General features: G+C 59.9%; 21 protein-coding genes. 6 read left to right on the top strand and 15 right to left on the bottom strand.

Translation table 11 applies throughout. From position 1 onward, the window contains the following. Positions 1-40 precede the first annotated feature (40 nt). The gene (locus tag A8C75_RS09320) at positions 41-619 is read left to right on the top strand and encodes a Maf family protein (protein ID WP_067381140.1); all 579 of its coding nucleotides are present in this window, start codon (positions 41-43) and stop codon (positions 617-619) included. 83 nt (positions 620-702) lie between these two features. Here A8C75_RS09320 and A8C75_RS09315 read toward each other — a convergent pair whose 3' ends face one another. After that, a complete protein-coding gene (locus A8C75_RS09315) occupies positions 703-1,710 on the bottom strand; it encodes a S49 family peptidase (RefSeq protein ID WP_227819871.1) in 1,008 nt (335 codons plus the stop codon). 12 nt (positions 1,711-1,722) lie between these two features. Beyond that, positions 1,723-2,379: an HAD family hydrolase gene (locus tag A8C75_RS09310; RefSeq protein WP_067381137.1), complete on the bottom strand. Its 657-nt coding sequence runs from the start codon at positions 2,377-2,379 to the stop codon at positions 1,723-1,725. 292 nt (positions 2,380-2,671) lie between these two features. On the opposite strand from A8C75_RS09310, the gene A8C75_RS09305 reads away from it, so the two are divergent. Beyond that, entirely contained in the window at positions 2,672-3,100 is a 429-nt protein-coding gene (locus A8C75_RS09305) for an RrF2 family transcriptional regulator (RefSeq protein WP_067381135.1), read from the top strand. On the opposite strand, the gene A8C75_RS09300 is transcribed toward A8C75_RS09305, so the two are convergent. Both A8C75_RS09300 and A8C75_RS09295 read right to left on the bottom strand, forming a co-directional pair. After that, entirely contained in the window at positions 3,097-4,122 is a 1,026-nt protein-coding gene (locus A8C75_RS09300; RefSeq protein ID WP_067381132.1) for an NAD(P)/FAD-dependent oxidoreductase, read from the bottom strand. The two genes, A8C75_RS09305 and A8C75_RS09300, sit on opposite strands and share 4 nt — an antisense overlap. 179 nt (positions 4,123-4,301) lie before the next feature. Continuing rightward, positions 4,302-4,793 carry a putative 4-hydroxy-4-methyl-2-oxoglutarate aldolase gene (locus A8C75_RS09295; RefSeq protein WP_067381129.1) on the bottom strand — a complete coding sequence of 164 codons (492 nt, stop codon included), beginning with the start codon at positions 4,791-4,793 and terminating at the stop codon, positions 4,302-4,304. A gap of 161 nt (positions 4,794-4,954) precedes the next feature. Between A8C75_RS09295 and A8C75_RS09290 the strand changes: the two genes are divergently transcribed. Then, a complete protein-coding gene (locus A8C75_RS09290; protein WP_067381126.1) occupies positions 4,955-5,428 on the top strand; it encodes a YaiI/YqxD family protein in 474 nt (157 codons plus the stop codon). A 10-nt stretch (positions 5,429-5,438) separates the two neighbouring features. On the opposite strand, the gene chrA is transcribed toward A8C75_RS09290, so the two are convergent. Further along, the gene (gene chrA / locus A8C75_RS09285; RefSeq protein WP_067381123.1) at positions 5,439-6,602 is read right to left on the bottom strand and encodes a chromate efflux transporter; all 1,164 of its coding nucleotides are present in this window, start codon (positions 6,600-6,602) and stop codon (positions 5,439-5,441) included. A gap of 84 nt (positions 6,603-6,686) precedes the next feature. Next, positions 6,687-7,565: a LysR family transcriptional regulator gene (locus A8C75_RS09280; protein ID WP_067381120.1), complete on the bottom strand. Its 879-nt coding sequence runs from the start codon at positions 7,563-7,565 to the stop codon at positions 6,687-6,689. A gap of 117 nt (positions 7,566-7,682) precedes the next feature. On the opposite strand from A8C75_RS09280, the gene A8C75_RS09275 reads away from it, so the two are divergent. After that, the gene (locus A8C75_RS09275; RefSeq protein WP_067381117.1) at positions 7,683-8,456 is read left to right on the top strand and encodes a ferredoxin--NADP reductase; all 774 of its coding nucleotides are present in this window, start codon (positions 7,683-7,685) and stop codon (positions 8,454-8,456) included. Positions 8,457-8,578: 122 nt separating this feature from the next. Here the strand turns inward: A8C75_RS09275 and ydiJ are convergent, their stop codons facing one another. Continuing rightward, positions 8,579-11,647: a D-2-hydroxyglutarate dehydrogenase YdiJ gene (gene ydiJ / locus A8C75_RS09270; RefSeq protein ID WP_067381113.1), complete on the bottom strand. Its 3,069-nt coding sequence runs from the start codon at positions 11,645-11,647 to the stop codon at positions 8,579-8,581. 123 nt (positions 11,648-11,770) lie between these two features. On the opposite strand from ydiJ, the gene A8C75_RS09265 reads away from it, so the two are divergent. Further along, positions 11,771-12,748, top strand: a complete 978-nt coding sequence (locus tag A8C75_RS09265; protein WP_067381109.1) for a LysR family transcriptional regulator — start codon at positions 11,771-11,773, stop codon at positions 12,746-12,748. 325 nt (positions 12,749-13,073) lie between these two features. Here the strand turns inward: A8C75_RS09265 and ppsA are convergent, their stop codons facing one another. Further along, complete coding sequence (gene ppsA, locus A8C75_RS09260) at positions 13,074-15,464, bottom strand: phosphoenolpyruvate synthase (RefSeq protein ID WP_084783909.1); 2,391 nt, start codon at positions 15,462-15,464, stop codon at positions 13,074-13,076. 207 nt (positions 15,465-15,671) lie between these two features. Here ppsA and ppsR point away from each other — a divergent pair, with 207 nt between their 5' ends. Further along, positions 15,672-16,487: a posphoenolpyruvate synthetase regulatory kinase/phosphorylase PpsR gene (gene ppsR, locus A8C75_RS09255; RefSeq protein ID WP_067381106.1), complete on the top strand. Its 816-nt coding sequence runs from the start codon at positions 15,672-15,674 to the stop codon at positions 16,485-16,487. A 94-nt stretch (positions 16,488-16,581) separates the two neighbouring features. Here the strand turns inward: ppsR and prpD are convergent, their stop codons facing one another. The 7 genes from prpD to A8C75_RS09220 form a co-directional block, all read right to left on the bottom strand. After that, the gene (prpD, locus tag A8C75_RS09250; protein ID WP_067381104.1) at positions 16,582-18,066 is read right to left on the bottom strand and encodes a 2-methylcitrate dehydratase; all 1,485 of its coding nucleotides are present in this window, start codon (positions 18,064-18,066) and stop codon (positions 16,582-16,584) included. A gap of 49 nt (positions 18,067-18,115) precedes the next feature. Next, positions 18,116-19,306: a 2-methylaconitate cis-trans isomerase PrpF gene (gene prpF / locus A8C75_RS09245; RefSeq protein WP_067381101.1), complete on the bottom strand. Its 1,191-nt coding sequence runs from the start codon at positions 19,304-19,306 to the stop codon at positions 18,116-18,118. A gap of 94 nt (positions 19,307-19,400) precedes the next feature. Continuing rightward, the gene (gene acnD, locus A8C75_RS09240) at positions 19,401-21,995 is read right to left on the bottom strand and encodes a Fe/S-dependent 2-methylisocitrate dehydratase AcnD (protein WP_067381098.1); all 2,595 of its coding nucleotides are present in this window, start codon (positions 21,993-21,995) and stop codon (positions 19,401-19,403) included. Between the two features lie 129 nt (positions 21,996-22,124). Continuing rightward, positions 22,125-23,258 (bottom strand): bifunctional 2-methylcitrate synthase/citrate synthase, encoded by a 1,134-nt coding sequence (gene prpC, locus A8C75_RS09235; RefSeq protein ID WP_067381095.1) that lies wholly within the window; start codon positions 23,256-23,258, stop codon positions 22,125-22,127. Between the two features lie 95 nt (positions 23,259-23,353). Further along, positions 23,354-24,247, bottom strand: a complete 894-nt coding sequence (gene prpB, locus A8C75_RS09230; protein WP_067381092.1) for a methylisocitrate lyase — start codon at positions 24,245-24,247, stop codon at positions 23,354-23,356. Between the two features lie 83 nt (positions 24,248-24,330). Then, a complete protein-coding gene (locus A8C75_RS09225) occupies positions 24,331-25,011 on the bottom strand; it encodes a GntR family transcriptional regulator (RefSeq protein WP_084783907.1) in 681 nt (226 codons plus the stop codon). 178 nt (positions 25,012-25,189) lie between these two features. Then, complete coding sequence (locus A8C75_RS09220) at positions 25,190-26,068, bottom strand: alpha/beta fold hydrolase (RefSeq protein ID WP_067381086.1); 879 nt, start codon at positions 26,066-26,068, stop codon at positions 25,190-25,192. Between the last annotated feature and the right edge of the window lie 240 nt (positions 26,069-26,308).

Raw genomic sequence — 26,308 nt, 5'->3', positions numbered from 1 at the left:
ACGTATAGAACCCCCTGTAACGCTGAAATGGCATTCACTGATGAATAAACTGATCCTGGCCTCGAGTTCCGCCTACAGACGCGCCCTGCTCGACAAATTACAGCTGCCCTATGAATGCATCAGCCCCGATATTGATGAAAGCCCACAGCCGGGCGAAGGCGCCGAAGACCTGGTACGGCGCCTGGCACTGGAGAAGGCCCGCGCCATCGCCAGAACGACACCCAATGCCCTCATTATTGGCTCAGACCAGGTCGCGGTGCTCGAGGGTGACATTATCGGCAAGCCCCTCACGCGTGACAAAGCCCGCGCCCAACTGCTGCGCGCATCGGGCCGCAGCGTACGCTTTGTCACAGGCCTGTGCCTGCTGAACAGCAACAGTCAGCACAGCCAGATCGATGCGATCGACTTTCACGTACATTTTCGCGCTCTCAGCGAACAGCAGATCGAACGCTATCTCGACCGCGAGGAGCCCTACCAGTGCGCCGGCAGCTTCAAGGCCGAAGGGCTCGGCATCGCGCTCTTTGAGCGTCTGGAGGGCGACGACCCCAACAGTCTGATCGGCTTGCCCCTGATACGCCTGGTACGGATGCTGGAAAATGCCGGCATTCAGGTGTTGTAAAAACGCCCGCGCACAAAAAAGGGAGACCTAAGCCTCCCTTTTTGTCGATGCCGCCTATGCCGCGGGCCTCAAGCAGGCACCCCTTAGCGCAGCGTGCCCATGCTGCCCAGGCCGAGCTCTGTGGCCAGGGACCTGGAAACGCTCACGCCGAGCCGGTCGACCAGCTTCTCCAGGGCTGAAAGCTTGGAGCCGTACTCAACCAGCTCTTCCTGCCCGACGATATCCCGCGCAACCATGCTGCTGCTGGCAAGCCCGTCGATAAGCCCCAGTTTCAGCGCCTGCTCGCCGGTCCAGATCAGACCACTAAAGAGACTGTCATCTCCCTTGAGTCGGTCACCGCGCCCGGCACGTACCTGATCAATAAACTGCTGATGGGTGGTGCCCAGCACTTCCTCCCAGAAACGCCGTTCGCTGTCTTTTAGCGGGCTGAACGGATCAAGAAAAGCCTTGTGCTCACCGGAGACCAGCGCACGGCGCTCCACACCGAGCTTGTCGATCAGCTCCACAAAGCCAAAACCCGCCGAGGTCACGCCAATGGAACCGACCAGACTCGCCTTGTCGGCGTAAATCTCATCCGCCGCCGCCGCCATGTAATAGGCCCCTGACGCGCCTATATCGCTGATGACGGCATAGAGTTTCTTCTGCGGATAAAGCCCGCGCAGGCGCTTGATTTCATCATACACATAACCCGACTGTACCGGGCTGCCGCCGGGGCTGTTGATGCGCATGATCACAGCGCGGGACTTGGGCTCCTTGAACGCGGCACGCAGGGCCCCGACTATATTGTCGGCACTGGCCTCTTCGCCATCAGCAATGGGACCGCGCACATCAATGATGGCCGTGTGCTCCTTGGTCAGCACCTCATGCCCCAGATCCTTGCCGATCAGGAAGATCGCCAGAATGCCGAACAGGTAGCCAAAGGTCAGCAACTTGAAGAAAATGCCCCAGCGCCGGCTGCGGCGCTGCTCGGCGTGCAACCCCATCAGCAGTTTTTCGATCAGGCGCCATTCGCGCTTGCCGCCGTCCTGTGCCTTGTCTACCGTCGCTTGCAACTTGTCATCCATTTTTTCGTCCCAGGGATTATCGGCCACAAAGTGCTCCTGTCAGGATAATGTCTGTTCGTCGAGCCAGTGTTCCAGCTCCGGAAAATTATCGATCTCCAGCACCGGCCGCCAGGGCTTGAGCCGGTCAATATGGTGAGCGCCATAGCTCACCGCCACCGTCGCCATGCCGGCCCTATGACCCATTTCAAGATCATACTCGGTATCACCGATCATCAACGCCTGCGACACATCAACCCCCGTTTGCTGCAGTATCTCGTGCAGCATGTGCGGGTCGGGCTTGGAGGTAGTTTCATCGGCGCAGCGCGACAACTCAAACAGATAGCCGAGCCCCGTCTGTGCAAATACCCGATCCAGCCCATGGCGATTCTTGCCCGTGGCCACCGCCAGCCGATAGCCCTTGAGATGCAGGCTCTCCAGACTGCCGCGGGCGCCGGCAAACAAATGGGTGGGTGTATCGTCACCTGTGACATAGTAATGCGCATAGCGCTCGCGCATGCCCTCGATACCTGCGGCATCGATACCCGGCACCAGCGCTTGTATCGCCTCTGGCAACCCCAGGCCGATGATATTGCGGATCGCCTCGGCATCCAGCGGCTCCAGCCCAAGGTCCAGTGCCGAGCGCTGCATGCTCGAAATGATTCGAGCGGCAGAATCGATGACGGTTCCATCCCAATCGAAAATCAGCAATTTATACACAACAGCAACCCCGTTCAGTCCCAAGGCGGCAAAGAATGCAGCAATGCGTCAGCCGGCGCAAGGCAGCAGCAGCCTGTCGGACTTACCACTGATCTACTGCGGAAATGCCGATTTTGGTCATTTTTCGCGCTCTTTATTGTTAAATAGAACCACTATTCGTCTCAAAAGAACTCAAAAACTGCCTCAAAACGGACTTTCCCTCGCTACGACCGGCCAAGCCCGACAGGCTGCTAAAGTTGCAGTCCACGGGCCACCCAACGTATATTTAGAAAACATTTTTCAGGATACCAGCATGCAACTGAGCCGCTTCACGGACTACACCCTGCGGGTACTGTTTTATGTCGCCATCAACAACGAGCGCCTGTCAACCCTGCACGAGATTGCCGACTTCTACCAGATATCGGTGGAACACCTGCGCAAGGTGGTGCATGCGCTGTCCAAAAGCGGCCACCTTAAAACCTACCGCGGACAAAACGGCGGGCTCAAGCTGAACATGGCTCCAGCCGACATCAACCTCGGTGCCATTATCAGCCAGACCGAAGGCACCAGCCCGCTGATCGACTGCGAGTCCCAGCCCTGCCGCCTGGCTGGCATCTGCAACCTGCAAAGTGCCCTGGCCGAAGCCCAGCGCGTCTTTATGGCCAGCCTGGCCCAATACAGCCTGGCCGACATGCTCAACAGCCCCCAGATGCAGCAACAGCTGATCAGCAAGACAGGCTAAGAGTCGGCATCCACACCCAGACGCCGACGCAGCAGCGGACTGGTGGTGGTGTACTGCAGATGCACCTTCTTGCCGGGCTCCAGTCGCGACTTGATGGCGAAGGCCGCCAGCGCCGCCTCATGAAAACCGCTCAGAATCAATTTTTTCTTGCCAGGATAGGTATTGATATCACCGATGGCGAACACGCCCGGCAACGAGGTCTCGAAACGCTCGGTATCCACCTGCAGCTGATTGGCATCCATCGCCAGGCCCCAGTGCTTCACAGGCCCGGGATCCGGCACCATGCCAAAGAACACCAGCAGACTGTCGGCCTCCTGCCAGCGGGTTCGCCCTTCACTGTCGGTCAGCTCAACCGCTGTGAGGCGCCCATCAGAGAGACGATAGTCGCTTGCCCGCCCCGCGACAAAGCGCATGCGCCCCTGCTCGCACAATGCATGCATTTGCTCCACCAGTGCAGGCTGGGCCCGAAAACGCTCGGAGCGGTGCACCAGCACCACAGAGCGAGCCTCAGACACCAGCGCCATGACCCAGTCCAGCGCCGAGTCACCCCCACCGAAGACCAGCAGATCCTTGCCCTGAAATTGCGCCCGATCCTTGACGGCATAGAACAGCTGATCACCCTCAAGCCTTTCGATCCCCTCCAGCTTGAGGCGCACCGGCTGAAAGGCCCCGGCACCGGCGGCGATTACCACGGCGGCAACATCAAATTCAGTCCCCTTGTTGCCACGCAGCCAGAATCGCTCGCCCCGTGGCTCAAGCTGCTCAATACGTTCACCAAAACAGAACTGCGCCTTAAAAGGCGCGATCTGGCGCAGCAGGCTCTGCGTCAGCTGGGCACCGCTGATTTCGGGAATGGCAGGGATATCGAAAATAGGTTTTTGCGGATAAAGCTCGGCGCACTGGCCGCCGGGCTGCTCCAGCGCCTCCACCACTATGGCATTGAGCCCCAGCAGGCCCAGCTCGAACACCTGAAACAGACCGCAGGGGCCTGCGCCTATCACCAGAACATCAGCAGTTCTCATTCATATGCCTCCATTGCCTGAACCGCGAGACCCGCGCCAGGTAAAACCTTCACAGACATCAGCATGCACCCGGTTGTTGAATTCAGCATGAACACCCGGGCAACAACGCCTGCGGCGCACACCCTCAGTGTAGACAGCGGACAGGCGCCAGCAGCGAGCTGCGGGCACCCGGACACACGTCAGCCCTGCGGCAGCTCGAGCTTCTGCGGGCTTACCAGCAGGCCGTTATTGTCACCGTACACGTACTCCCCCGGACGGAAGGTCACACCACCGAAGGTGACCGGCACATTGACATCCCCCAGACCCCGTTTCTCGGTCTTCAGCGGGTGACTGCCAAGCGCCTGCACGCCCAGATCCAGATCGGCGATGGCGTTAACGTCACGGATGCAGCCATAGATCACGATGCCTTCCCAGCCATTATCCGCCGCTTTCTCAGCCAGCATGTCGCCCAGCATGGCACGGCGCATGGAGCCCCCCCCATCGACAACCAGCACCTTGCCCTCACCGGGCAGCGCTACCTGTTCACGCACCCTGGAGTTATCCTCAAACGCCTTGATGGTGACAATCTCGCCACCGAAGGTACCACGGCCGCCAAAGTTGCCGAACATGGGCTCAACCACCTGTACCAGTTCTTCAAAATGGTCACACAGTTCGGGTAAAAGATCGTCCATCAGAAACTCCTTGAGATGAATATCGGCCGCTCAGCGACCATGGCAAAACGCCATGATCAGCGATCAAGCGCACAAATGCACTACCACCATGGCAGGATAACGGCTGATAATGGCATCCACAGAACCCCCCTCATCCACAGCCAACAGGGAGCACAACCACCATGCACATCTGGGTCGACGCCGATGCCTGCCCCAAAATGATCAAGGACATTCTGTTCCGGGCCGCACAGCGCACCAATACACGCATGACGCTGGTCGCCAACCAGTTCATGAGCACGCCACCAGGCAGCCTGATCGATGCCATTCAGGTGGCCAGCGGCTTTGATGTCGCCGATAACACCATCGTCAGCAAACTGCAGCCCGGCGACCTGGTCATTACCGCCGACATTCCGCTGGCGGCCGAGGTCATCGACAACAACGCCTGGGCGCTCAATCCACGGGGCGAGCTCTATACCAAGGAAAACATTCGCCAGCGCCTGTCGATGCGGGACTTTATGGAAACCCTGCGCAGCTCCGGCATTCAGACCGGCGGACCGGCAACGCTGGGCAACACCGACCGACAGGCCTTCGCCAACCAGCTCGACCGCTTTCTTGCGCGCACTACCGCAGCCGGAAGCAACCCGCCTCGCCCCTAAAACACGGTCATCAGAGCAGGAGCAGACCCGCAATGATCGCCAGCGGCACCAGGGCAATAACCCCCAGCCCCACGCCACGCAACAGATAGAGCCCTGCCAGCGCCAGCGCCAGGTCTCGCCCGCCGGTGACGGCGCTGACAAACACCGGCTGATACAGCGCCGCCAGCAACAAGCCCACCACCACCGCATTAACACCCGCCACGGCCCCGGCGAGCGCGGGCCTGGCCACCCAGCGATGCCAATCGGGCAGCGCCGCAATCAGCACCAGGAACCCCGGCAGAAACACCGCCAGGGTTGCCAGCAGCGCGCCCAGCACCGGCGCCTGCGGCACCAGCTCGTACCCCAGAAAGGTCGCCAGGGTAAACATGGGCCCCGGCACGGCCTGGGCGGCGGCGTATCCGAGCAGGAACTGGGATGGCGCCAGATCCGCGCCCAGCTGCGCCTGCAGCAATGGCAGCACCACGTGACCACCGCCAAACACCAAACTGCCGGTCTGATAGAAATCCGCCGCTACCCCCGCCAAGCCTGATTCGGTAGCCAGCCATGACAGCACCAGCAGACATCCAAACAGCAACAGTGCCCAGCGCTGCCTGCCAGCCGCGTTGGATTCGGCCGCAGGCAGCGCAGCACCGGACTGCACGGATTTTCCCGTTCTCCCCAGCCAACCGGCACCGACAGCCGCCGCCAGCACCAGTACCGCAAGTTGTGCGGCGATACCGGGCAACAGCAGTGCCACCATGGCGCCGAACAGCCCGATGACCAGCACAAGCCGACCATTACAGAAAGACCGCGCCATGCCCGAAAGGGCATCTGTCACCACCACCAGCGCCAGCAACTTCAGAGCGTGCAGCACAGAATCAAACCAGGTCTGATCCAGCAACCAGCCACCGCCAGCGGCCAGGGAGAGCATCAGCAACACTGAGGGCAGCGTAAAACCCAAAAAGGCGCAGCAGCCACCCAATATACCGCCGCGCCTATAGCCGATGGCAAACCCCAGCTGACTGGACGCGGGCCCCGGCAGAAACTGGCACAGCGCCAGCAGCTCGGCAAAACTGCGCTCATCGAGCCAGCCCAGGCGCTCTACAAAATGATTGCGAAAGTAACCGATATGGGCGGCCGGGCCACCAAAACTGACGCAGCCCAGCATCAGGAACTGCACAACAATCTGCCACATGGAGATGGATCCGCCGAAATCTGCCTAAAAGCCGCTTTGTAGCACGCCTGCATTACGATTATATGTCAGCGACCGCCGCTACCATCAAGCCTCACGACACAGCTGAATCCAACGCACCAGGCCCGCACTGCGGTATTTCTGCCGATGCATGACAAAGTAGAACAGGCGCCTAAAATCGCGCCCCGGCACCTCCAGCGGTACCAGATCGCCGCGACTAAAGGCATCTTCCAGCGTCACCCTGGACAGGCAACCAACGCCAAGCCCCGCCTGCACCGCCCGTTTGATCGCCTCTGTGTGCTGCAGCTCCAGCAGAATATGCATCTGTGGCATCAAGCCATAGAGCGCACGATCAAACGCCTGGCGCGTGCCGGAGCCGCCTTCACGCAGTATCCAGGGCACCGCCAGTAGCTGCGCGTCGCTGAGCGCACCTGCGCCGGCCAGCGCATAATCCGCGCCGCAGAACACCACCAGTTCGTCCTCGCGCCAGGGAATGACTTCGAGATCCGCATGCTGCACCTCACCTTCCACCAGGCCAATATCCAGCTCGAAGTTGCGCACCTTGTCGGCAATGGCGGCGGTGTTCTCGACATCCAGTGTGACCCTCGCATCGGGATGGTCCCTCATGTAGCGCGCCATGATCTCCACGGCCAGGTAATTGCCGATGCTCAGCGTGGCACCCACTTTCAGCGGCCCAGCCTCGGCATGCTGCAACAGCGCCATCTCCAGCTCCAGCGCCTGAGCCAACAGCGCCTCGACTCTGGGCTGCAGCAGGCGCCCCAGCTCATTCAACTGCAGGCGCTTGCCGACACGGTCAAACAGCTGGATATCAAAGTGGGTTTCGAGTTCACGCAGGGCACCACTGGCAGCAGACTGCGACATCGCCAGCTCCTCGGCCGCACGGGTGATGTTCTGGCTGTGAGCCGCAGCCAGAAACACCTGAAGTTGACGCAGGGTGTACTTCATAATCGCTAAAACCGATAAAGGTTATTGATAAATCCATTTTTACAAATGGTTATAGATAGCGCTACTCTTGCGGTCATTAAGTTATAAGCATCGCCACAGGGTGAAGGACACGACAGCATGAGCAGCCACAATCGCGAAACGGTTACCGCCGTACACCACTGGAACGAAACACTGTTCAGCTTCACCACAACCCGTGATCCGGGTTTTCGCTTCAAGAACGGCCATTTCACCATGATCGGCCTGGAGCTCGAAGGGCGCCCGCTAATGCGCGCTTACAGTATTGCCAGTGCCAACTACGAAGACGAAATGGAATTCTTCAGCATCAAGGTACAGGACGGCCCACTGACCTCTCACCTGCAGCGCCTGCAGGTTGGTGACGAGGTGCTGATCAGCCGCAAACCGACCGGCACCCTGGTGGCCGACCACCTGTTGCCCGGACGTAATCTGTACCTGCTCAGCACCGGAACCGGCCTTGCACCCTTTATGAGCATTATCCGCGACCCTGAAATCTATGATCGCTACGACCGCGTGATTCTGACCCACGGCGTACGCTCGGTATCAGAACTGGCCTATCAGCAGACCATACTGGAAGAACTGCCGAACAACGAATTTTTCGGCGAGGAAATCCGCGAAAAGCTGCTGTACTACCCGACGGTCACCCGCGAGTCCTTCCGTAATCAGGGTCGCCTGACCGACCTGATGCGCAGCGGCAAGCTGTTCAGCGACCTGGGGTTGCCACAGCCCAACCTCGAGGATGACCGCTTCATGATCTGCGGCAGCCCGAGCATGCTGAAGGAAACCTGCGACATTCTGAACGACTGGGGTTTCAGCGAATCACGCCATGGCGAACAGAGCCACTATGTGATCGAACGCGCCTTCGTTGAAAAATAAGGCCGCAGTACAGGTCGCCGCATTCCCCCCAAGGCGCTGACCTAACCAACCCCTGCAAAAAAGGCGCCCGTGCAAAACACGGGCGCCTTTTCGTTAGCTCTTTGCAGAAGATTAGCGGCTAATCAGACCCTCGCCTGGCACAGCTGTTCCAGCAGCGCCTGCACCGGGTGCGGTACTTCCTGATCGTCCAGGCGCTTCACCTGGCTGCGGCACGAATAACCGGTCGCCAGCAGCCGCTCGTGGTTTTCGGCATCGTTCACAGGCTCACGCCAGCTCAGATCATAGATACGCCGCGATGTTTCAAGATTGGCGCTCTCGTGACCGTAGGTGCCGGACATGCCACAGCAGCCCACCGCCAGCAGTTCGAGACGCTGCCCCATGGCCGAAAAAATCTGCTGCCAGTTGCGAATGGACGGCGCCGCCGAGGTCTTCTCGGTGCAGTGGGCCAGCAGCTTGAAGTGCCCTGCCGGCATACTCTTGCCAGCCGCCTCCAGCACCGCCTGCTGCTCCACCAGCCATTCCTGCACCAGCCGCACCGGGGGCAGCTTGTCAGTAGCCAGCGCATAGGCGTATTCCTGGCGGTAGGTCAGGGTCATGGAGGGATCGATGCCCACCAGCGGCAGGCCGCTGTCGGCCAGCGCGTTGAGCATCTGCGCATTGCGCTGCGCCGCTTTCTCGAAGGCCCCCATAAAACCGTGTACATGCAACGGCTTGCCATTGGGACGAAACGGCGCCACCAGCACATAGAAACCGAGCCGGCTGAGCAAATCCACCAGATCCAGCACCAGCCCCGTTTCAAAATAGCTGGTGAAGGCATCCTGCACTATAACCACCGCCTTGCTGCGCTGCGCCTCGGACAGACTCGCCACCTGTTCCGGCGTTGCCAGCTCAATGCCGCGGCGGCGCAGGCTGGACTGCAGATCCAGGGTCGAAATCGACGGACTGTCGACCATGCCAATCTGACTTCTGAAGAAGCGCTTCACCAGCATATTGTCCATGACCCAGTTGTAGGGCCCCGGAAAACGCGCCAGGGTCGGGATCATGTATTCCAGACTACCCACCACATAATCCTTCAGCGGGCGCAGGTAACGGCCGTAATAGACCTCCAGAAAGCGCGCGCGAAAGTCCGGCACATTGACCTTGATCGGGCACTGCCCCACGCAGGACTTGCACGCCAGGCAGCCCATCATCGAGCTATGCACCTCGTTGGAAAAATCATATTCGCCACGACGCTTGCGCAGGCTGTTGCGAATGCGCTGCGGCAGGCCGCCAATAAAGGACGAGCGCCGCACCTGGGCACTGGCATCATTCAGATCCACGCCCTGATTGGACATCAGGCGCAGCCATTCACGCACCAGGGACGCACGCCCCTTGGGTGAATGAATACGCTCGCGGGTGCCCTTCCAGGACGGGCACATGGCGTCATTGGGGTCGTAATTGAAGCAGGCACCATTGCCGTTACAGTTCATGGCGGAGTCGTAACTCTTGCGCACCGCCTCGCCGACCTGGCGGTCATGCTGGCCGCGGGTGGGCACGCCATCGATTTTCAGCAGCTCGGCGCCATCGATCATCGGCGTCGCGATCTTGCCGGGGTTGAGCTGATTATGTGGATCGAAGGCGCCCTTGATGCGCTGCAGTTCGGGGTAGAGTTCGCCAAAGAACTCGGGCGAATACTCCGAACGCACACCCTTGCCATGCTCACCCCAGAGCAGACCCTTGTATTTCTGCGTCAGGCGCACCACTTCATCGGTGACCTCGCGCACCAGGCCCTCCTGCGCCGGATCCTTCATGTCGATGGCCGGGCGCACATGCAGCACACCGGCATCCACATGACCGAACATGCCGTAGGTCAGACCCCGGGCATCCAGCACGGCACGAAACTCCATGATGAAGTCCGCCAGGTTTTCCGGCGGCACCGCCGTATCTTCCACAAAGGGAATCGGCCGCCGGTCGCCTTCGGCATTGCCCAGCAGACCCACGGCCTTTTTGCGCATGCCCCAGATCTTGCCAATCTCGGCGGCGCCGAACACCACCGTATGACCGAAGCTCCGACCCGGCTGGCCACTGACCTGCTCAAGGTGCGCCACCAGCACAGCGACATCGGCCCGCAGCTGCGTTTCATCGTCGCCGGTATATTCCACCAGGTTGATGCCCTGAATATCGGGCTCGCCCTCATGATGCGGGAAATAATCGCTCACCGAATCCCACACGATATCGCCCATGGCCAGATTCAGCACCCGCGAATCCACCGTTTCCAGGGATGTCGGGCCCCAAGCCATCAGTGCCTTGGCATCGCGCAGGGAGCTTTCAAAGCTGTCGTACTTGACGTTAACCAGGGCGGAATATTTGGGGATGGGCAGTACATTGAGCTTGGCCTCAGCGATAAACGCCAGCGAGCCTTCCGAGCCACAAAGCACCGAGTTGAGGTTAAAGCGCCCCTTCTCGTCGCGGATATGAGCCAGGTCGTAACCGGTGAGGCAACGGTTGAGCTTGGGAAAGCGGGCCTCGATCAGCTCTTTTTTATCCGAGTAGATTGCGTCCACCAGCCGGTGTACCTCACCCACCAGATCTTCCCGCGCCTGAATTTTCTGCAGCTTGGCGTCGCTCAGTGGCTTGGACTCCCAGAAACTGCCATCAAGCAGCACCGAGCGCAGCTCCAGCACATGGTCGCGGGTTTTGCCGTACAGACAGGAACCCTGACCACTGGCATCGGTGTTGATCATGCCACCAATGGTGGCGCGGTTGCTGGTTGACAGCTCAGGCGCAAAAAACAGGCCATAGGGTTTGAGAGCCGCATTGAGCTGATCCTTGACCACCCCGCCCTGCACCCGTACCCAGCGCTCCTTGGCATTGATCTCAATGATTCGGTTCATGTGCCGCGAGGTATCGACGATCAGACCATCGCTGAGCGACTGGCCGTTGGTGCCGGTGCCGCCACCGCGGGGACTCATGCGCAGGCGACTGAAACGCGGCAGACTGGACAGCCGTGCGATCAGCATCAGGTCCTCAACGGAAGCGGGATAGACCACGGCCTGGGGCAGCATCTGGTAAATACTGTTGTCGGTGGACTGCACCACCCGGTTAGCGTAATCCGGGCTGGTATCACCCCCGAATCCCTGCTGCTGCAGTTGCTCGATAAACTCCAGGTAAAGGGGGGCCGTAGTATCGATATGCCTGATGTGCGGAATCATGGGCTCGCGCGTCCTCGCTATCGCATCCCGGGTGTATGGGTACGCGGGATTGTCTGTATGGACGCTATGATGCAGAATTCGCATTTATCATTCAAACGCTAAAATTTTATAGATTAATAACTAATGGCGAATAATCTTTCGATCCGGCATCTGCGCGCCTTTGTAGCCGTTGCCCACCAGGGCAGTTTTACCCAGGCTGCCAAGCACCTGCATCTGACCCAGTCATCGCTCACCGCCACCATCAAGCAGCTGGAGCAGCAAAGCGGCCTGAGACTGCTGGACCGCACGACCCGGCGGGTACTGCTCAACCCCGAGGGCGAGCGTTTCCTGCCCGTGGCCGAACGACTGCTATCGGATTTCGATACCGCGCTGTCCGACTTGCAGGCCGTGGCGGAATACCAGCATGGCCAGGTGGGCATAGCAGCGTCGCCCTCCACCATCGCCTGCCTGCTACCGACGGTGGTGCAAGCCTACCGTGCGCGCCATGCCAATATCGGCATTCTGCTGCGCGACGACAGCGCCGCCGGCATCGAACAGCACGTACTGGCCAACGATGTGGACTTCGGCGTGGGGGGCAACCACTCCGACCAGCCCGACCTGAGCTACACCCCCATTCTGCGTGACCGCTTTGGCGTGGTATTCAGCCGCGGTCACCGTTTTGAAAAGCCCGTCCTGGCCGACTCATCAGGCTCGACACCCCCCCCAGAAACCCCTCTGCCCTGGCAGGCACTGGCAGACGAAGAGCTGCTGATGCTCTCGGCCGATACCGGCATTCGCGCCCAGCTGGCGCAAACACCGGCCGGCAACGCCATCCGCCTGGGGCTCGATCGCCCGGCCATCGAAGTGTCCAACCCTGCGGGCCTGGCCGCACTGGTAGAAGCCGGCATCGGCTTGTCCGTACTGCCGGCACTGGCCGCCGGCACGCGCTCCTTCGAGCACCTCGCCTTCCGGCCGCTGTCGGAGCCCGCCATCTACCGCGACCTTTACATCATCCGCCGCCGCGGACGCTCCCTCAGCCCCGCCGCCCACGCCATGCTGCAACTGCTGCGACAGACCTTCGCCGCCATGCCCCTGCCAGCCCATGTCGAGTGCGTGCTCTGAATAGAGACCCAGGGTGACGGCCTGTTAACCGCCAAACCACTGCGCGCTCAATCCGAGTCACAGCGCAAGATAACGGTATAAAATACAGATCAAAAAAAGCGGCCCTAAGGCCGCCGAATCATTGTGGAAATATTTATCGCACCCCGTCAAAACAACAGGGCAAACACAAAAGACAGGGAAGACTGCACTACCCTGTCGCAGCCAGATCGCTACTGCCATCCATTGCCAGGCAGCCACTTCGACTGCGGCGGCCAGACTGACAGCCCATTGCTGCCAGCCATTAAAGCGCGCATTTCATGACAATCGTACTATGAGTGACAGACCCTTACGCCTGAGGCTGCGCTGCGCCTTTCAGGTGGTTGGCCAGGAAGAACCAGGTATCCAGTACCGAGTCCGGGTTCAGGGATACGCTGTTGATCCCCTGCTCCATCAGCCACTGGGCCAGGTCCGGGTGATCAGACGGGCCCTGGCCACAGATGCCGATATACTTGCCCTTACTGCGACAGGCCTCTATTGCCATGGACAGCAGTTTTTTCACCGCCTCATTGCGCTCATCAAACAGGTGCGCGATCACGCCAGAATCGCGATCCAGCCCCAGGGTCAGCTGAGTCAGGTCGTTGGAACCGATGGAGAAACCGTCAAAATATTCCAGGAACTGATCAGCCAGCAGCGCGTTAGAGGGAATTTCGCACATCATGATCAAACGCAGACCATTCTCCCCCCGGCGCAGCCCGTTGTCGGCCAACAGTTCGACTACCTGACGTGCTTCCCCCGGGGTGCGGACAAAGGGAATCATGATCTCGACGTTGGTCAGGCGCATGATGTCACGCACGTACTTCAGCGCCCGGCACTCAAGCTCAAAGCAGTCACGGAACGACTCCGAGATATAGCGCGCCGCACCGCGGAACCCCAGCATCGGGTTTTCTTCGCTGGGCTCAAACTCGGCGCCGCCGATCAGATGGCTGTACTCATTGGACTTGAAGTCCGACATCCGCACTATGACTTTTTTCGGGTAGAAGGCCGCCGCCAGGGTCGAAATGCCCTCCACCAGCTTGTCGATATAAAACTCCACCGGGCCTGCATAGCCTGCGGTACGACGCCTAATGGTCTCTTGCAGTTCCGGCGTTTGACTGTCGAAATTCAGCAGCGCCTTGGGATGCACACCGATCATGCGATTGATGATAAATTCCAGTCGCGCCAGACCAACACCGGCGTTGGGCAGTGCCTGAAAATCAAAGGCGCGGTCCGGATTGCCGACGTTCATCATCACATCGAATGGCAACGGCGGCATGGACACCACCCTGTTGGTCTGATGTTCGAAGCTCAGCTCCCCCTCGTACACCCAGCCGGTATCGCCTTCCGCGCAGGACACCGTCACCGGCTGACCTTCAGTCAGCAGTTCGGTAGCATCGCCACAACCGACGATGGCTGGAATCCCGAGTTCACGGGCAATGATGGCCGCATGACAGGTACGACCACCGCGGTTGGTGACGATGGCCGCCGCGCGCTTCATGACGGGCTCCCAGTCCGGGTCAGTCATGTCGGCGACCAGCACATCACCTTGCTGCACCAGATGCATCTGGCTCAGATCGCTCACCAGGCGCACAGGGCCAGAGCCGATACGGTGCCCAATGGAGCGCCCCTGGGCCAGCACCTTACCTTTCTCTTTTAACAGATAACGCTCGATTACATTGCTCGGAGCACGGCTTTTGACCGTTTCAGGCCGCGCCTGCACTATATACAGCTGGCCGTCATCACCGTCCTTGGCCCACTCGATATCCATAGGCCGGCCATAGTGGTTTTCGATAATGACCGCTATGCGCGCCAGGCCTTCGACATCAGCGTCGGTAATGGAGAACTGGCTGCGCTGCGCCTGGGGCACCTCAACGGTTGCCACCGCCTTGCCGGCACGACCATCCGCCGTATAGATCATCTTGATCGCCTTGGAGCCCAGATTGCGGCGCAGGATTGAGGGTACCTTCTGGCTCAGCGTCGGCTTGAAGACATAGAATTCATCGGGGTTCACTGCGCCCTGCACCACGGTTTCGCCCAAGCCATAGGCGGAGGTGATAAAGACCGCGTGCTGAAAGCCGGATTCCGTATCCAGCGTGAACATGACGCCCGCAGCACCGGTTTCGCTACGCACCATGCGCTGAATACCGGCGGACAGGGCAACATCGATATGATCGTAGCCCTGATGCACGCGGTAGGAGATGGCGCGGTCGTTATACAGGGACGCAAATACTTCGCGGATAGCATGCTTGACGTTGTCCAGGCCGCGGATGTTCAGAAAGGTTTCCTGCTGGCCGGCAAAGGAGGCGTCCGGCAGGTCTTCCGCCGTGGCGGATGAACGTACTGCCACCGCCATTTCGGCGTTGCCCTGGGTCATTTCGGCAAAGGCGGTTTCAATGGCACCCTCAAGCTCCGGCTGCAGCGGTGCTTCGAGAATCCACTGGCGGATCTTGCGACCGGTAACCGCCAGCGCCTGCACATCGCTGGCATCCAGTGTTTCGAGCGTATCCTGGATGCGCTGCGAAAGACCCTCAAACGCCAGAAAATCCCGATACGCCTGGGCCGTGGTGGCAAACCCCGTAGGCACCCGGACACCGGCCGCACTCAGCTGGCTGATCATTTCGCCCAAAGATGCATTTTTCCCGCCCACTGTATCGACATCTGCCATACCAACCTGGTCCAGCCGCTGTACATAATGCTGCAAAATGCGTTCTCCTGTTGCCCTTCGTGAGTACTGCCAAACTGTCCGCAAACGACGGAAGCAGCCGGGATAATACTGCAGTTTTAGCAGAAAATCGCCGCCTCCGGGGATGTAATTTAACTACGTAAAAATCTGTTATAGTGCCAAAATTCAGCGGTTTGCAAGCCGCTAAGCCGCCATCCCAACGGCCCCAAAACCTGGACGCACGCCATGAAACGTACCGCATTCTTTATTTCGGACGGCACCGGAATTACCGCCGGAACCCTGGGCAACAGCCTGCTGTCGCAGTTCGATGGCATCGAGTTCAAAAAGGTCACACTGCCCTATATAGACACCCTTGAAAAGGCCCATGCGGTGGCACTGCAGATCAACGCGGCGATAGAAGAGGATCAGGTTCGGCCCATCATTCTGGACACCATCGTCAATGAAGACATACGCGCCTGCATTGCCCAGTGCAACGGCATGATGATCGATGTCTTCGCGACCTTCATCAAGCCTCTGGAGAAGGAGCTGGGTGTGCACTCAACCTATACGGTTGGCAAATCCCACGGCATCCAGGAAATGAACCGCTACAAGGACCGGATAGAGTCGGTTAATTTCGCCATCGACAACGACGATGGCGCCCGCACTCAGCAGTACGACCGCGCCGACATCATTCTGGTGGGCGTGTCGCGCTCAGGCAAAACGCCCAGCTGCCTTTATATGGCGATGCAATACGGTATCCGTGCGGCCAACTACCCCTTCACCGAAGAGGACATGGCGCTGCAGGGCCTGCCCGATTCCCTGGAGCCCCACCGCGCCAAGCTGTACGGCCTTACCATAGACCCCTTTCAGCTGGCGGCCATTCGCCACGAACGCCGCGCCAACAGCCGCTACGCATCCCTCGATCAGTGCACCCTGGAGGTGCGCACCATCGAGCGACTGTTTCGCCAGGAACAGATCCCGTACATCAATACCACCACCTTTTCGGTGGAGGAAATCGCCACCCGTATCATTTCCGAAGCCCGTTTGGTACGCCAGATCTGAAGCCCCCTCATGCCGATAAACACACCGCTGAATAGAAAGACCTGGCAGCGAAACTGACAGCGCCTTCGGCAACAGGTACCAGCGGCCAATCAATTCAGATTACGAACAGGTCCATAAAGGCGTTAACCGGCATGGCTTCCAGCGCGACCTGATCCCTGCACAGATCAAAGATTTGTTTGCTGCGCGCCGCCGGAAAACGCGTGGCCAGATTCGCCCTGAACTTGTCTTCCAGCAGCGGTATGCCCTCGGCACGACGACGGCGATGTCCCAGCGGATACTCGACAGCTACCTCGTCGGTACTGCTGCCATCAACAAAGAACACCTGGATGGCATTGGCAATGGAGCGCTTGTCCGCTTCCAGGTACTCCGCGGTGTAGCGCTTGTCTTCGACAATGACCATCTTGTTGCGCAGTTCATCGATAATCGGATGGGCGGCGTGAAAATCGTCCTCATAGTGTTCAGCCATGAGGTTACCGAACGCCAGGGGTACGGCGATCATGTACTGCAGGCAGTGATCGCGATCAGCGGCATTGGCCAGCGCACCGACCTTGGAGATAATCCGAATGGCTGATTCGTGGGTCCGGATCACGATCTTCTCGATCTGATCCAGTCGATGCCTCACCTGCGGGTGCAGACACACAGCGGCTTCGGCAGCGGTCTGGGCGTGGAACTCGGCCGGGAAGGAGATCTTGAACAGCACGTTTTCCATCACATAGCTGCCATAGGGCTGCGGCAGGCTGAACTGGCGCTCACCCTCAGGCTTGCTCTGCTGGTCGGCGCAGGTCTTGCTGAAAGACACGTCATAAAAGCCCCACTGCCTGGCACTCAGTACACCCGGGATACCCATTTCACCGCGCATCGACAGGTCCGCCAGTCGCACGGCGCGGGAGGTGGCGTCCCCCGCCGCCCAGGACTTTCGGGATCCGGCATTCGGCGCGTGACGATAGGTCCGCAGCGCCGAACCATCGACCCAGGCCTGGGACAGCGCTGCCATGATAGTATCGCGGTCGCCACCCATCAGTTTGGTCACCACCGCCGTGGAGGCGACGCGGACCAGCAGCACGTGGCAGAGACCAACGCGGTTAAATGAGTTTTCCAGCGCGATAACCCCCTGGATCTCGTGGGCCTTGATCATGGCCTCGAGCACCTCACGCATCATCAACGGCGCCCTGCCCTGGGCGCTGCGAACCTGAGACAGATGGTCCGCCACCGCCAGGATGCCGCCAAGATTGTCGGATGGGTGACCCCACTCGGCCGCAAGCCAAGTATCGTTGTAATCGAGCCAGCGAATGATACAGCCGATATCCCAGGCCGCCTTGACCGGATCCAGCCGCAACCGGGTACCCGGCACGCGGGCACCGTTGGGCACGACCGTACCTTCCACTATCGGTCCCAGGAGCTTGGTACACTCAGGGAATCGCAGCGCCAGCAAGCCGCATCCCAGGGTATCCATCAGGCAGTTTCGGGCGGTATCCAACGCCTCCGGGCTCTCGATTTCGTAGTTCAGCACATAATCGGCGATATCCTGGATGACCCGGTCGTAATCCGGACGCTCGTTCAGATCAAAGGTATCGGACATTTTCCTGCTCCCCGGGGGCGGCCGCCCCCCTAACCTTCAGGATAGCGCCTCAGAATACATCGCCCGGCACACGCACCCAGCCTTCCATCAGCACCCGGGCACTGCGGCTCATGACCGCTTTTTGCACCACCCAGTCGCCATCGACCCGGGTCGCCTGGGCACCAACTCGCAGGGTGCCAGAGGGGTGCCCGAAGCGCACCGCATGGCGCTCACCGCCGCCGGCGGCCAGGTTCACCAGGGTGCCCGGTATCGCCGCCGCCGTACCGATGGCCACCGCCGCTGTCCCCATCATGGCATGGTGCAGCTTGCCCATGGACAGTGCCCGCACCAGCAGGTCTGCATCGTCAGTGGAGACCGGCTTGCCGCTGGACGACACATAGTCGGCAGGACCCGCGACAAAGGCCACCTTGGGCGTATGCTGACGCGTGGCGGCTTCCTCCAGATTTGAAATCAGCCCCATGCGCAGCGCACCATGGGCGCGCAGGGTTTCGAACCGGGCCAGGGCCTGGTCATCACCGTTGATGGCATCCTGCAACTCGGTACCGGTGTAGCCAAGATCGGAGGCATTGACGAAGATCGTCGGTATACCGGCATTGATCAGGGTCGCCCGAATCACGCCGCCGGCGACCACCGCGTCCGGTACTTCCAGCTCATCGACCAGGTTACCGGTCGGGAACATGGCGCCGTCGCCGTCGGCCGGGTCCATGAACTCGACCTGCACTTCCGCCGCCGGGAAGGTCACGCCGTCCAGTTCAAAGTCACCGGTCTCCTGCACCGCACCATCCGTAATGGGGACATGGGCGATGATGGTCTTGCGGATATTCACCTGCCAGATCCGCACAACGGCGACACCGTTTTCAGGCACACGGCTGGCATCAACCAGGCCGCTGCTGATGGCAAAGGAGCCGACCGCCGCGGTGAGGTTGCCGCAATTGCCGCTCCAGTCGACAAAGGGCTTGTCGATAGAGACCTGGCCGAACAGGTAATCGACATCGTGATCCGGCTGAGTGCTTTTGGACAGGATGACAGTCTTGCTGGTGCTGGAAGTGGCGCCCCCCATGCCATCGGTCTGTTTGCCGTAGGGATCGGGACTGCCGATAACGCGCAGCAAGAGCGCATCACGCGCCTTGCCCGGTGTCTGGGCCGACGCCGGAAGATCATCCAGGTTAAAAAACACACCCTTGCTGGTGCCGCCACGCATATAGGTAGCGGCAATTTTTACTTGAGCGACATGAGCCATGGCAGCTGTTCCTTTGAAAGCGGTCCCGTGGTGAAAAGCTCCTGACGAGCCCGCGGCGCGCGCAACCGCGCCCCGCAAACCCTTTGAGTAACGATCAGGCGCTAAGAGTAGATTCAAGGAAGTCCTGCGCAAAGCGCTGCAGCACGCCACCGGCGGCATAGATTGACACTTCCTCGGCAGTATCCAGGCGGCAGCGCACCGGCACCTCGACCTGCTCACCGTTGCGACGGTTAATCACCAGCGTTAGCTCCGCACGGGGGGTGGGTTCGCCGATCACATCATAGGTTTCGGTACCATCGATGGCGTAAGTATGACGGTTCTCACCGGGCATAAACTCCAGCGGCAATACCCCCATGCCCACCAGGTTGGTGCGGTGGATACGCTCGAAGCCTTCGGCCACAATGACCTCAACCCCGGCCAGGCGCACACCCTTGGCCGCCCAGTCGCGGGACGATCCCTGGCCATAGTCAGCACCGGCCACGATGATCAGCGGCTGCTTGCGCTCCATATAAGTCTCAATCGCCTCCCACATGCGGGAGACCTTGCCTTCGGGCTCGATACGCGCCAGTGAGCCCTGCTTCACCTTGCCGTTTTCCTGCACCATTTCATTGAACAGTTTCGGGTTGGCAAAGGTTGCGCGCTGCGCCGTCAGGTGGTCGCCGCGGTGGGTGGCATAGGAGTTGAAGTCCACCTCCGGCAGGCCCATCTTGTGCAGGTAGGCACCAGCGGCGCTGTCCAGCAGAATCGCATTGGAGGGCGACAGGTGGTCGGTGGTGATGTTGTCGCCCAGCACCGCCAGCGGGCGCATGCCTTTCATGGTACGTTCGCCGGCCAGGGCGCCTTCCCAGTAGGGCGGACGGCGAATATAGGTGCTCTGCGGGCGCCAGTCGTACAACGGCATCACCTGCTCACCGTTATCCTCCTCGACGGCGAACATCGGGATATAGACCTGGCGGAACTGCTCAGGCTTGACGCTGGCCTTCACAATCGCATCAATCTCTTCATCACTCGGCCACAGATCCTTCAGTGTCACCGGCTGGCCATCCTTGTCGATGCCCAGCACATCCTTTTCGATATCAAAGCGGATGGTTCCGGCGATGGCGTAGGCCACCACCAGCGGCGGTGAAGCCAGGAAGGCCTGCTTGGCATAGGGATGAATGCGGCCATCGAAATTGCGGTTACCTGACAGTACCGCCGTTGCATAGAGGTCGCGGTCGATGACTTCCTGCTGGATTTTCGGGTCCAGCGCGCCGCTCATGCCGTTACAGGTGGTGCAGGCAAAACCGACGATGCCAAAGCCCAGCTGCTCGAGCTCCGGCAGCAGCTTGGCGTCTTCCAGGTACAACTGCACCGCTTTGGAGCCCGGCGCCAGGGAGGTTTTCACCCAGGGCTTGCGGCTCAGGCCACGGGCATTGGCGTTGCGCGCCAGCAGGCCTGCGGCAATGACATTGCGCGGGTTGCTGGTGTTGGTGCAGCTGGTGATAGCGGCGATAATGACAGCGCCATCCGGCATCAGGCCGGGCTCGTTTTCCACCGTACCAGAGATGCCGCGGGCGGCAAGCTCGGAGGTCGGAACCCGCGCATGGGGATTCGAGGGGCCGGCGATATTGCGGCCTACGCTCGACAGGTCGAATGTCAGCACACGTTCGTACTGCGCATCCACCAGACTGTCTGCCCAGAGGCCGGTGGTTTTGGCGTAGTTTTCCACCAGCTTGACCTGGTCATCGTCACGACCGGTAATACGCAGGTAGTCGATGGTCTGGTCATCGATGTAGAACATCGCCGCCGAGGCACCAAACTCCGGCGTCATGTTGGAAATGGTGGCCCGGTCACCCAAGGTCAGCGCCGCCACACCTTCGCCGAAGAATTCCAGGTAGGAGGATACAACCTTCTGGGCGCGCAGGAATTCGGTGACCGCCAGCACTATATCGGTGGCGGTAATGCCAGGCTGGCGGGTACCGGTCAGCTCGACACCAATGATGTCGGGCAGGCGCATCCAGGAGGCGCGGCCGAGCATCACGCTTTCCGCTTCCAGGCCGCCGACGCCGATGGCGATAACGCCCAGGGCATCCACGTGGGGCGTGTGGCTGTCCGTACCCACCAGGGTATCGGGAAAGGCGACACCCTCACGGGCCTGGATAACCGGTGACATTTTCTCGAGGTTGATCTGGTGCATGATGCCGTTGCCGGGCGGAATCACGTCGACGTTCTTGAACGCCTTCTTGGTCCAGTTAATAAAGTGGAAACGGTCTTCATTGCGGCGATCTTCGATGCTGCGGTTCTTGTCAAAGGCATCCTTTTCAAAACCGCCGTGCTCAACGGCCAGGGAGTGGTCGACGATCAGCTGGGTCGGCACCACCGGGTTAACCTTGGACGGATCGCCGCCCTGCTCGGCAATGGCATCACGCAGGCCGGCAAGATCCACCAGCGCGGTCTGACCCAGGATGTCGTGGCAGACAACACGGGCGGGATACCAAGGGAAATCCAGATCACGCCTGCGCTCGATAAACTGTTTCAGGGAATCGGTCAGGGTCGCAGGATCGCAACGGCGCACCAGGTTTTCGGCCAGCACACGGGAGGTATAGGGAAGCTGGGCGTAGGCGCCAGGCTGGATCGCTTCGACGGCGGCACGGGTGTCGAAATAATCCAGATCGGTGCCGGGCAGGGATTTGCGGTATTGAGTGTTCATGGCGCCGGGACTCCATCGAGTGGTGCTCTGCCAGATAGCACCCGCATCACTCCTCAGGGAATATTGCTGGCGGCTGTCTGGCTGAGCATAAAAGTGAACAGGGCGCTCGCGGTACGAGCGCCAGGGATATCAGGCGCGATCTTCGATCGCAATCCAGTCCGCGTGCTCAGGGCCGGTATAATCGGCGCTGGGGCGGATAATGCGGTTGTTGGCACGCTGCTCGATAATGTGGGCGGTCCAGCCGCTGACGCGGGAACACACAAAGATCGGCGTAAACAGCTTGGTCGGGATCCCCATGAAGTGATAGGCCGAAGCATGGAAGAAGTCGGCGTTGCAGAACAGCTTCTTCTCGCGCCACATCACAGCTTCGCAACGTTCGGAGACCGGGTACAGCACTGTATCACCCACTTCGTCAGCCAGCCGCTTGGACCATTTTTTGATCAGGGCATTGCGCGGGTCGGACTCACGGTAGATCGCGTGACCAAAGCCCATGATCTTTTCCTTGCGCTCAAGCATGCCCATGATTTCGCGCTCGGCCTCGTCCGCCGACGTCCAGTTCTCGATCATTTCCATGGCGGCTTCGTTGGCGCCGCCATGCAGCGGGCCACGCAGCGTGCCTATGGCCGCCGTAACGCTGGAATGTATGTCGGACAGCGTGGAGGCACAGACGCGGGCCGCAAAGGTCGAGGCATTGAATTCGTGCTCGGCGTACAAAATCAGCGACACGTTCATGACGCGCTCATGCAGCTCGTTAGGCTTTTCACCGCGCAGCAGGGTCAGGAAATGACCGCCTATGGAATCGACCTCGGGCGCTGTGGTGTCAATGCGCACACCATCGTGGCTGTAGCGGTACCAGTAACAGATGATCGACGGGAAGCTGCCCAGCATGCGATCAATGTGATCATGCTGTTCGGCAAAGCTGTGTTCGGTTTCCAGGTTGCCCAGCATTGAGCAGCCGGTACGCATGACATCCATCGGATGGGCATCCGCCGGAATCTGCTCCAGCACGGTTTTCAGCGCCTGGGGCAGACCACGATAACCCTTGAGCCGTGTGATGTATGCGTCAAGTTCAGCCCGGTTAGGCAACTTGCCGTACAGCAGCAGGTAGGCCACTTCTTCAAACTGCGCCTTGTCGGCGAGTTCGCTAATATCATAGCCACGGTAGGTCAGACCGGCACCGGACTGACCCACGGTACAGAGCGCAGTTGCGCCGGCAGACTGACCACGAAGACCGGCGCCGCTCAGTTGTTTTGCTTCAGCCATCCTGTCTCTCCTTGTTATTTGGGGCAACGGCTGTGGCGCTGCCCGTATAGTCGAATTGAATCTTGCCTAACAGCCTCACTCGCCCGGCGTCGCTGTTACTTGTTCTTGCCTTCGGCGAAGAGCGCATCGAGCTTCTGCTCGAAATCGTGATAGTTCAGGAAATCGTACAGTTCCATGCGGGTCTGCATGCTGTCGACCACGGCGCGCTGATCGCCGTCGTGCAGCAGATGTTCGAACACATTCAGCGCCGCCTTGTTGGCCGCCCGAAAGGCGGACAGCGGGTAGAGCACCATGCTGGCGCCGTTATCGGCCAGCTCCTGCTTGTTGAACAGCGGCGTAGCACCGAATTCGGTGATATTGGCCAGCAGGTGCGCACCCTTAATACCGTCAGTGAAAGCGCGGTAGTCTTCCAGCGTATGCACGGCTTCGGCAAAGATGCCATCGGCACCGGCTTCCAGGCAGGCCTGGGCGCGCTCAACCGCCGCATTCAGACCGTCCTGCTGGAAGGCGTCGGTACGGGCAATAATGAAGAAATCATCGTCGGTACGGGCATCCACCGCCGCCTTGACGCGGTCGACCATTTCGTCCAGCGATACGATTTCCTTGTTAGGGCGATGACCGCAGCGCTTTTGCGCCACCTGGTCTTCGATATGCACGGCCGCCGCGCCGCCCTTGATCATTTCCCGCACCGTACGGGCAATGTTGAAGGCGCCACCCCAGCCGGTGTCGATATCGACCAGCAGCGGTGTTTCCACCGCGTTGGTGATGCGACGCACATCTTCCAGCACATCGTTCAGGGAGGTCATGCCAAGGTCAGGCAGACCGTAGGACGCATTGGCCACACCGCCCCCGGAGAGGTAAATGGCCTGGTGCCCGACACGGGTGGCCATCATGGCGTGGTAAGCATTGATGGTGCCAACGATCTGCAGCGGCTTGTTTTCAGCCAGTGCCTTGCGAAAGCGTCCGCCTGCGGTAAGTTTGTCAGCCATGTTTTTCTCCCAGATTCTGATTCGGGTTATCCAGTCTGTGTTCAACGTTGAGGCAACGCGACGTCCAGCGCTAGGGTTGGTTGTCAGCCATGATTTTCACCCGCAGTGGAGCTCACGGCTTCGAGTTTGTTTTCGATATTGCGACGGGCCGCACTGATGTGGCGACGCATCAGCAATTCCGCCAGCTCGGGATCCCGCGCATCAATCGCATCCACGATCTGGCGGTGTTCCTTGAGCGCCCTTTTGGGGCGCGAACTGGAAACGCTGAACTGATAGCGGTACATGCGTACCAGGTGGTAAAGATCGCTGCCGAGAATTTCCAGCAGCTTGGCGTTCTTGCTGCCCTGCACGATGCGGAAATGAAAATCCAGATCGCCTTCCTTCTGAAAATAGGCCCGACCTTCGAGTTCTTCCACCGAACGCTCGTGCGCATCCAGCAGATCCCGCAAGCCCTGAATTTCGGCCTCGGTCATAAATTCGGCCGCCAGCCGGCACGCCATGCCCTCAAGGGCCTCGCGCACCCGGTAGATTTCAACCAGCTCATTGGCCGACAGCTTAACCACCCGGGCACCGATATGGGGCTTGCGCTCGATCAGGCGCAGACCTTCGAGGCGCCGCATGGCTTCGCGCAAGGGCCCACGGCTGATGCCGTAAACCCGCGCCAGCTCCGGTTCACTGATCTTGTAACCCGGTGGCATCTCACCCTTGACGATCGCGGTGACAATTTCTTCACAGACGCGATCCGCCAGTGTTCGGGTTTCCATCTGTATTGACCGTACAATCGTTTTGTCTGTCATAAGGACTCGAGAACTGAAGACTGTCGACAATGTTTAAGTAACGCCACCATAACGCCGCTTAAAACAGAGGTCAACAGTCATATTGATATAAAGTGTCGACACTATAGGTATATACACCTACTAAAACCGCCGTTCACACCACACATCACGCGCAAGTGTCGGCAGATCCCATATAACGCAACAGTTCGGCTTGCATGGTTGCCGCAATCTGGCGGGGCTTCTGGAACGGCAGCGAATGATCGGTGCCGGCCACCAGAAAGTAGTGCCAGTTGGGCAGGCGTTCAGCCAGATGACGGTGGTACTGGTGCATGGGATCGACGCTGCGCCCACCGATAAAGCTGCTGACATCGCCCTGGGCGGCGACTATGTCGTCGCGGTTCACCTCATTGATTGCCCGGGTGACGGCATTGAGCGCATTGGCAAAGCCCTGCGGACGCGCCGCCAGACGGGATACCATCATCCGCTCGGCCTCAGGCTTGATCTTGCGATCCGGTGAAATTGCATCGAGAAACTGGATGATGCCCTGCGCAGCATCGCTGCCACTCAGGTGACCCGCCGCATGACTGTAACGCTGGCGCAACGCCACGGTACTGCTCCAGTCCGGCCGATCCAGGATAGCGGACTCCAGCAGATACTGTTTTTTTACCCGCGTCGAATGCCGCTGCTTGAATAACATCGCCACCAACCCGCCCAGGGAATAGCCGCCCAGATCAAACGCCTGCCAGCCCAGGTGATCCACCAGGGCTTCCAGATCCGCCACCAGTGTCTGGACTACATAGGGATACTCCTGACCATCGGGACTGCGGGTATCCCCCATGCCGCGCTGATCAGGCACCAGTATCCAGCGCCACTGCTGAGTGAAAGCGGTCAGCGCATGCCAGGTATCCAGCCCGGCCACACCGGCCCCGTGCAGCAGCACCAGCCTGCGGTCCGATAGCGCCGCCGCGTTGTGATAGAGCCGATAGCTCAGGTGCTGGTCCGCCAGTTTCAGGCAGTGCCTGTCCACAGAAAAAGGGTGACGCATACAGGGTCCTTGAATAAGCACAGCGGGCGCAGCCGCCCAATTGAATAAAGTGTCGACACTTCGAGCACAGCGGGACAATTATAGCGCCCTCATCCGATTGCGCAGCCTTATCAGCCAAGCCGGCACCACTCAAACGACAGTATTTGAACAAGCCCTATTGTCTGGCACCCCATAGAAGCCGCTTCCCTATGCCTTCCCTAGTGCATTGCCCCTGCGCCGCGGGTAGAATTGCGGCTTTCT

The organism is Marinobacterium aestuarii (genome assembly GCF_001651805.1).
In the GTDB taxonomy this organism is placed as follows: domain Bacteria; phylum Pseudomonadota; class Gammaproteobacteria; order Pseudomonadales; family Balneatricaceae; genus Marinobacterium_A; species Marinobacterium_A aestuarii.
This window is presented reverse-complemented; position numbering and strand designations above follow the sequence as displayed.

What these genes read in the sequence shown, in the direction of transcription:
- A8C75_RS09320 (WP_067381140.1), top strand. Translation starts at nt 41, where the DNA reads ATGAATAAACTGATCCTGGCCTCGAGTTCCGCCTACAGACGCGCCCTG.
- A8C75_RS09305 (WP_067381135.1), top strand. Translation starts at nt 2,672, where the DNA reads ATGCAACTGAGCCGCTTCACGGACTACACCCTGCGGGTACTGTTTTAT.
- A8C75_RS09300 (WP_067381132.1), bottom strand. Translation starts at nt 4,122, where the DNA reads ATGAGAACTGCTGATGTTCTGGTGATAGGCGCAGGCCCCTGCGGTCTG.
- A8C75_RS09295 (WP_067381129.1), bottom strand. Translation starts at nt 4,793, where the DNA reads ATGGACGATCTTTTACCCGAACTGTGTGACCATTTTGAAGAACTGGTA.
- A8C75_RS09290 (WP_067381126.1), top strand. Translation starts at nt 4,955, where the DNA reads ATGCACATCTGGGTCGACGCCGATGCCTGCCCCAAAATGATCAAGGAC.
- chrA (WP_067381123.1), bottom strand. Translation starts at nt 6,602, where the DNA reads ATGTGGCAGATTGTTGTGCAGTTCCTGATGCTGGGCTGCGTCAGTTTT.
- A8C75_RS09280 (WP_067381120.1), bottom strand. Translation starts at nt 7,565, where the DNA reads ATGAAGTACACCCTGCGTCAACTTCAGGTGTTTCTGGCTGCGGCTCAC.
- A8C75_RS09275 (WP_067381117.1), top strand. Translation starts at nt 7,683, where the DNA reads ATGAGCAGCCACAATCGCGAAACGGTTACCGCCGTACACCACTGGAAC.
- ydiJ (WP_067381113.1), bottom strand. Translation starts at nt 11,647, where the DNA reads ATGATTCCGCACATCAGGCATATCGATACTACGGCCCCCCTTTACCTG.
- A8C75_RS09265 (WP_067381109.1), top strand. Translation starts at nt 11,771, where the DNA reads ATGGCGAATAATCTTTCGATCCGGCATCTGCGCGCCTTTGTAGCCGTT.
- ppsR (WP_067381106.1), top strand. Translation starts at nt 15,672, where the DNA reads ATGAAACGTACCGCATTCTTTATTTCGGACGGCACCGGAATTACCGCC.
- prpD (WP_067381104.1), bottom strand. Translation starts at nt 18,066, where the DNA reads ATGTCCGATACCTTTGATCTGAACGAGCGTCCGGATTACGACCGGGTC.
- prpF (WP_067381101.1), bottom strand. Translation starts at nt 19,306, where the DNA reads ATGGCTCATGTCGCTCAAGTAAAAATTGCCGCTACCTATATGCGTGGC.
- acnD (WP_067381098.1), bottom strand. Translation starts at nt 21,995, where the DNA reads ATGAACACTCAATACCGCAAATCCCTGCCCGGCACCGATCTGGATTAT.
- prpC (WP_067381095.1), bottom strand. Translation starts at nt 23,258, where the DNA reads ATGGCTGAAGCAAAACAACTGAGCGGCGCCGGTCTTCGTGGTCAGTCT.
- prpB (WP_067381092.1), bottom strand. Translation starts at nt 24,247, where the DNA reads ATGGCTGACAAACTTACCGCAGGCGGACGCTTTCGCAAGGCACTGGCT.
- A8C75_RS09225 (WP_084783907.1), bottom strand. Translation starts at nt 25,011, where the DNA reads ATGGAAACCCGAACACTGGCGGATCGCGTCTGTGAAGAAATTGTCACC.
- A8C75_RS09220 (WP_067381086.1), bottom strand. Translation starts at nt 26,068, where the DNA reads ATGCGTCACCCTTTTTCTGTGGACAGGCACTGCCTGAAACTGGCGGAC.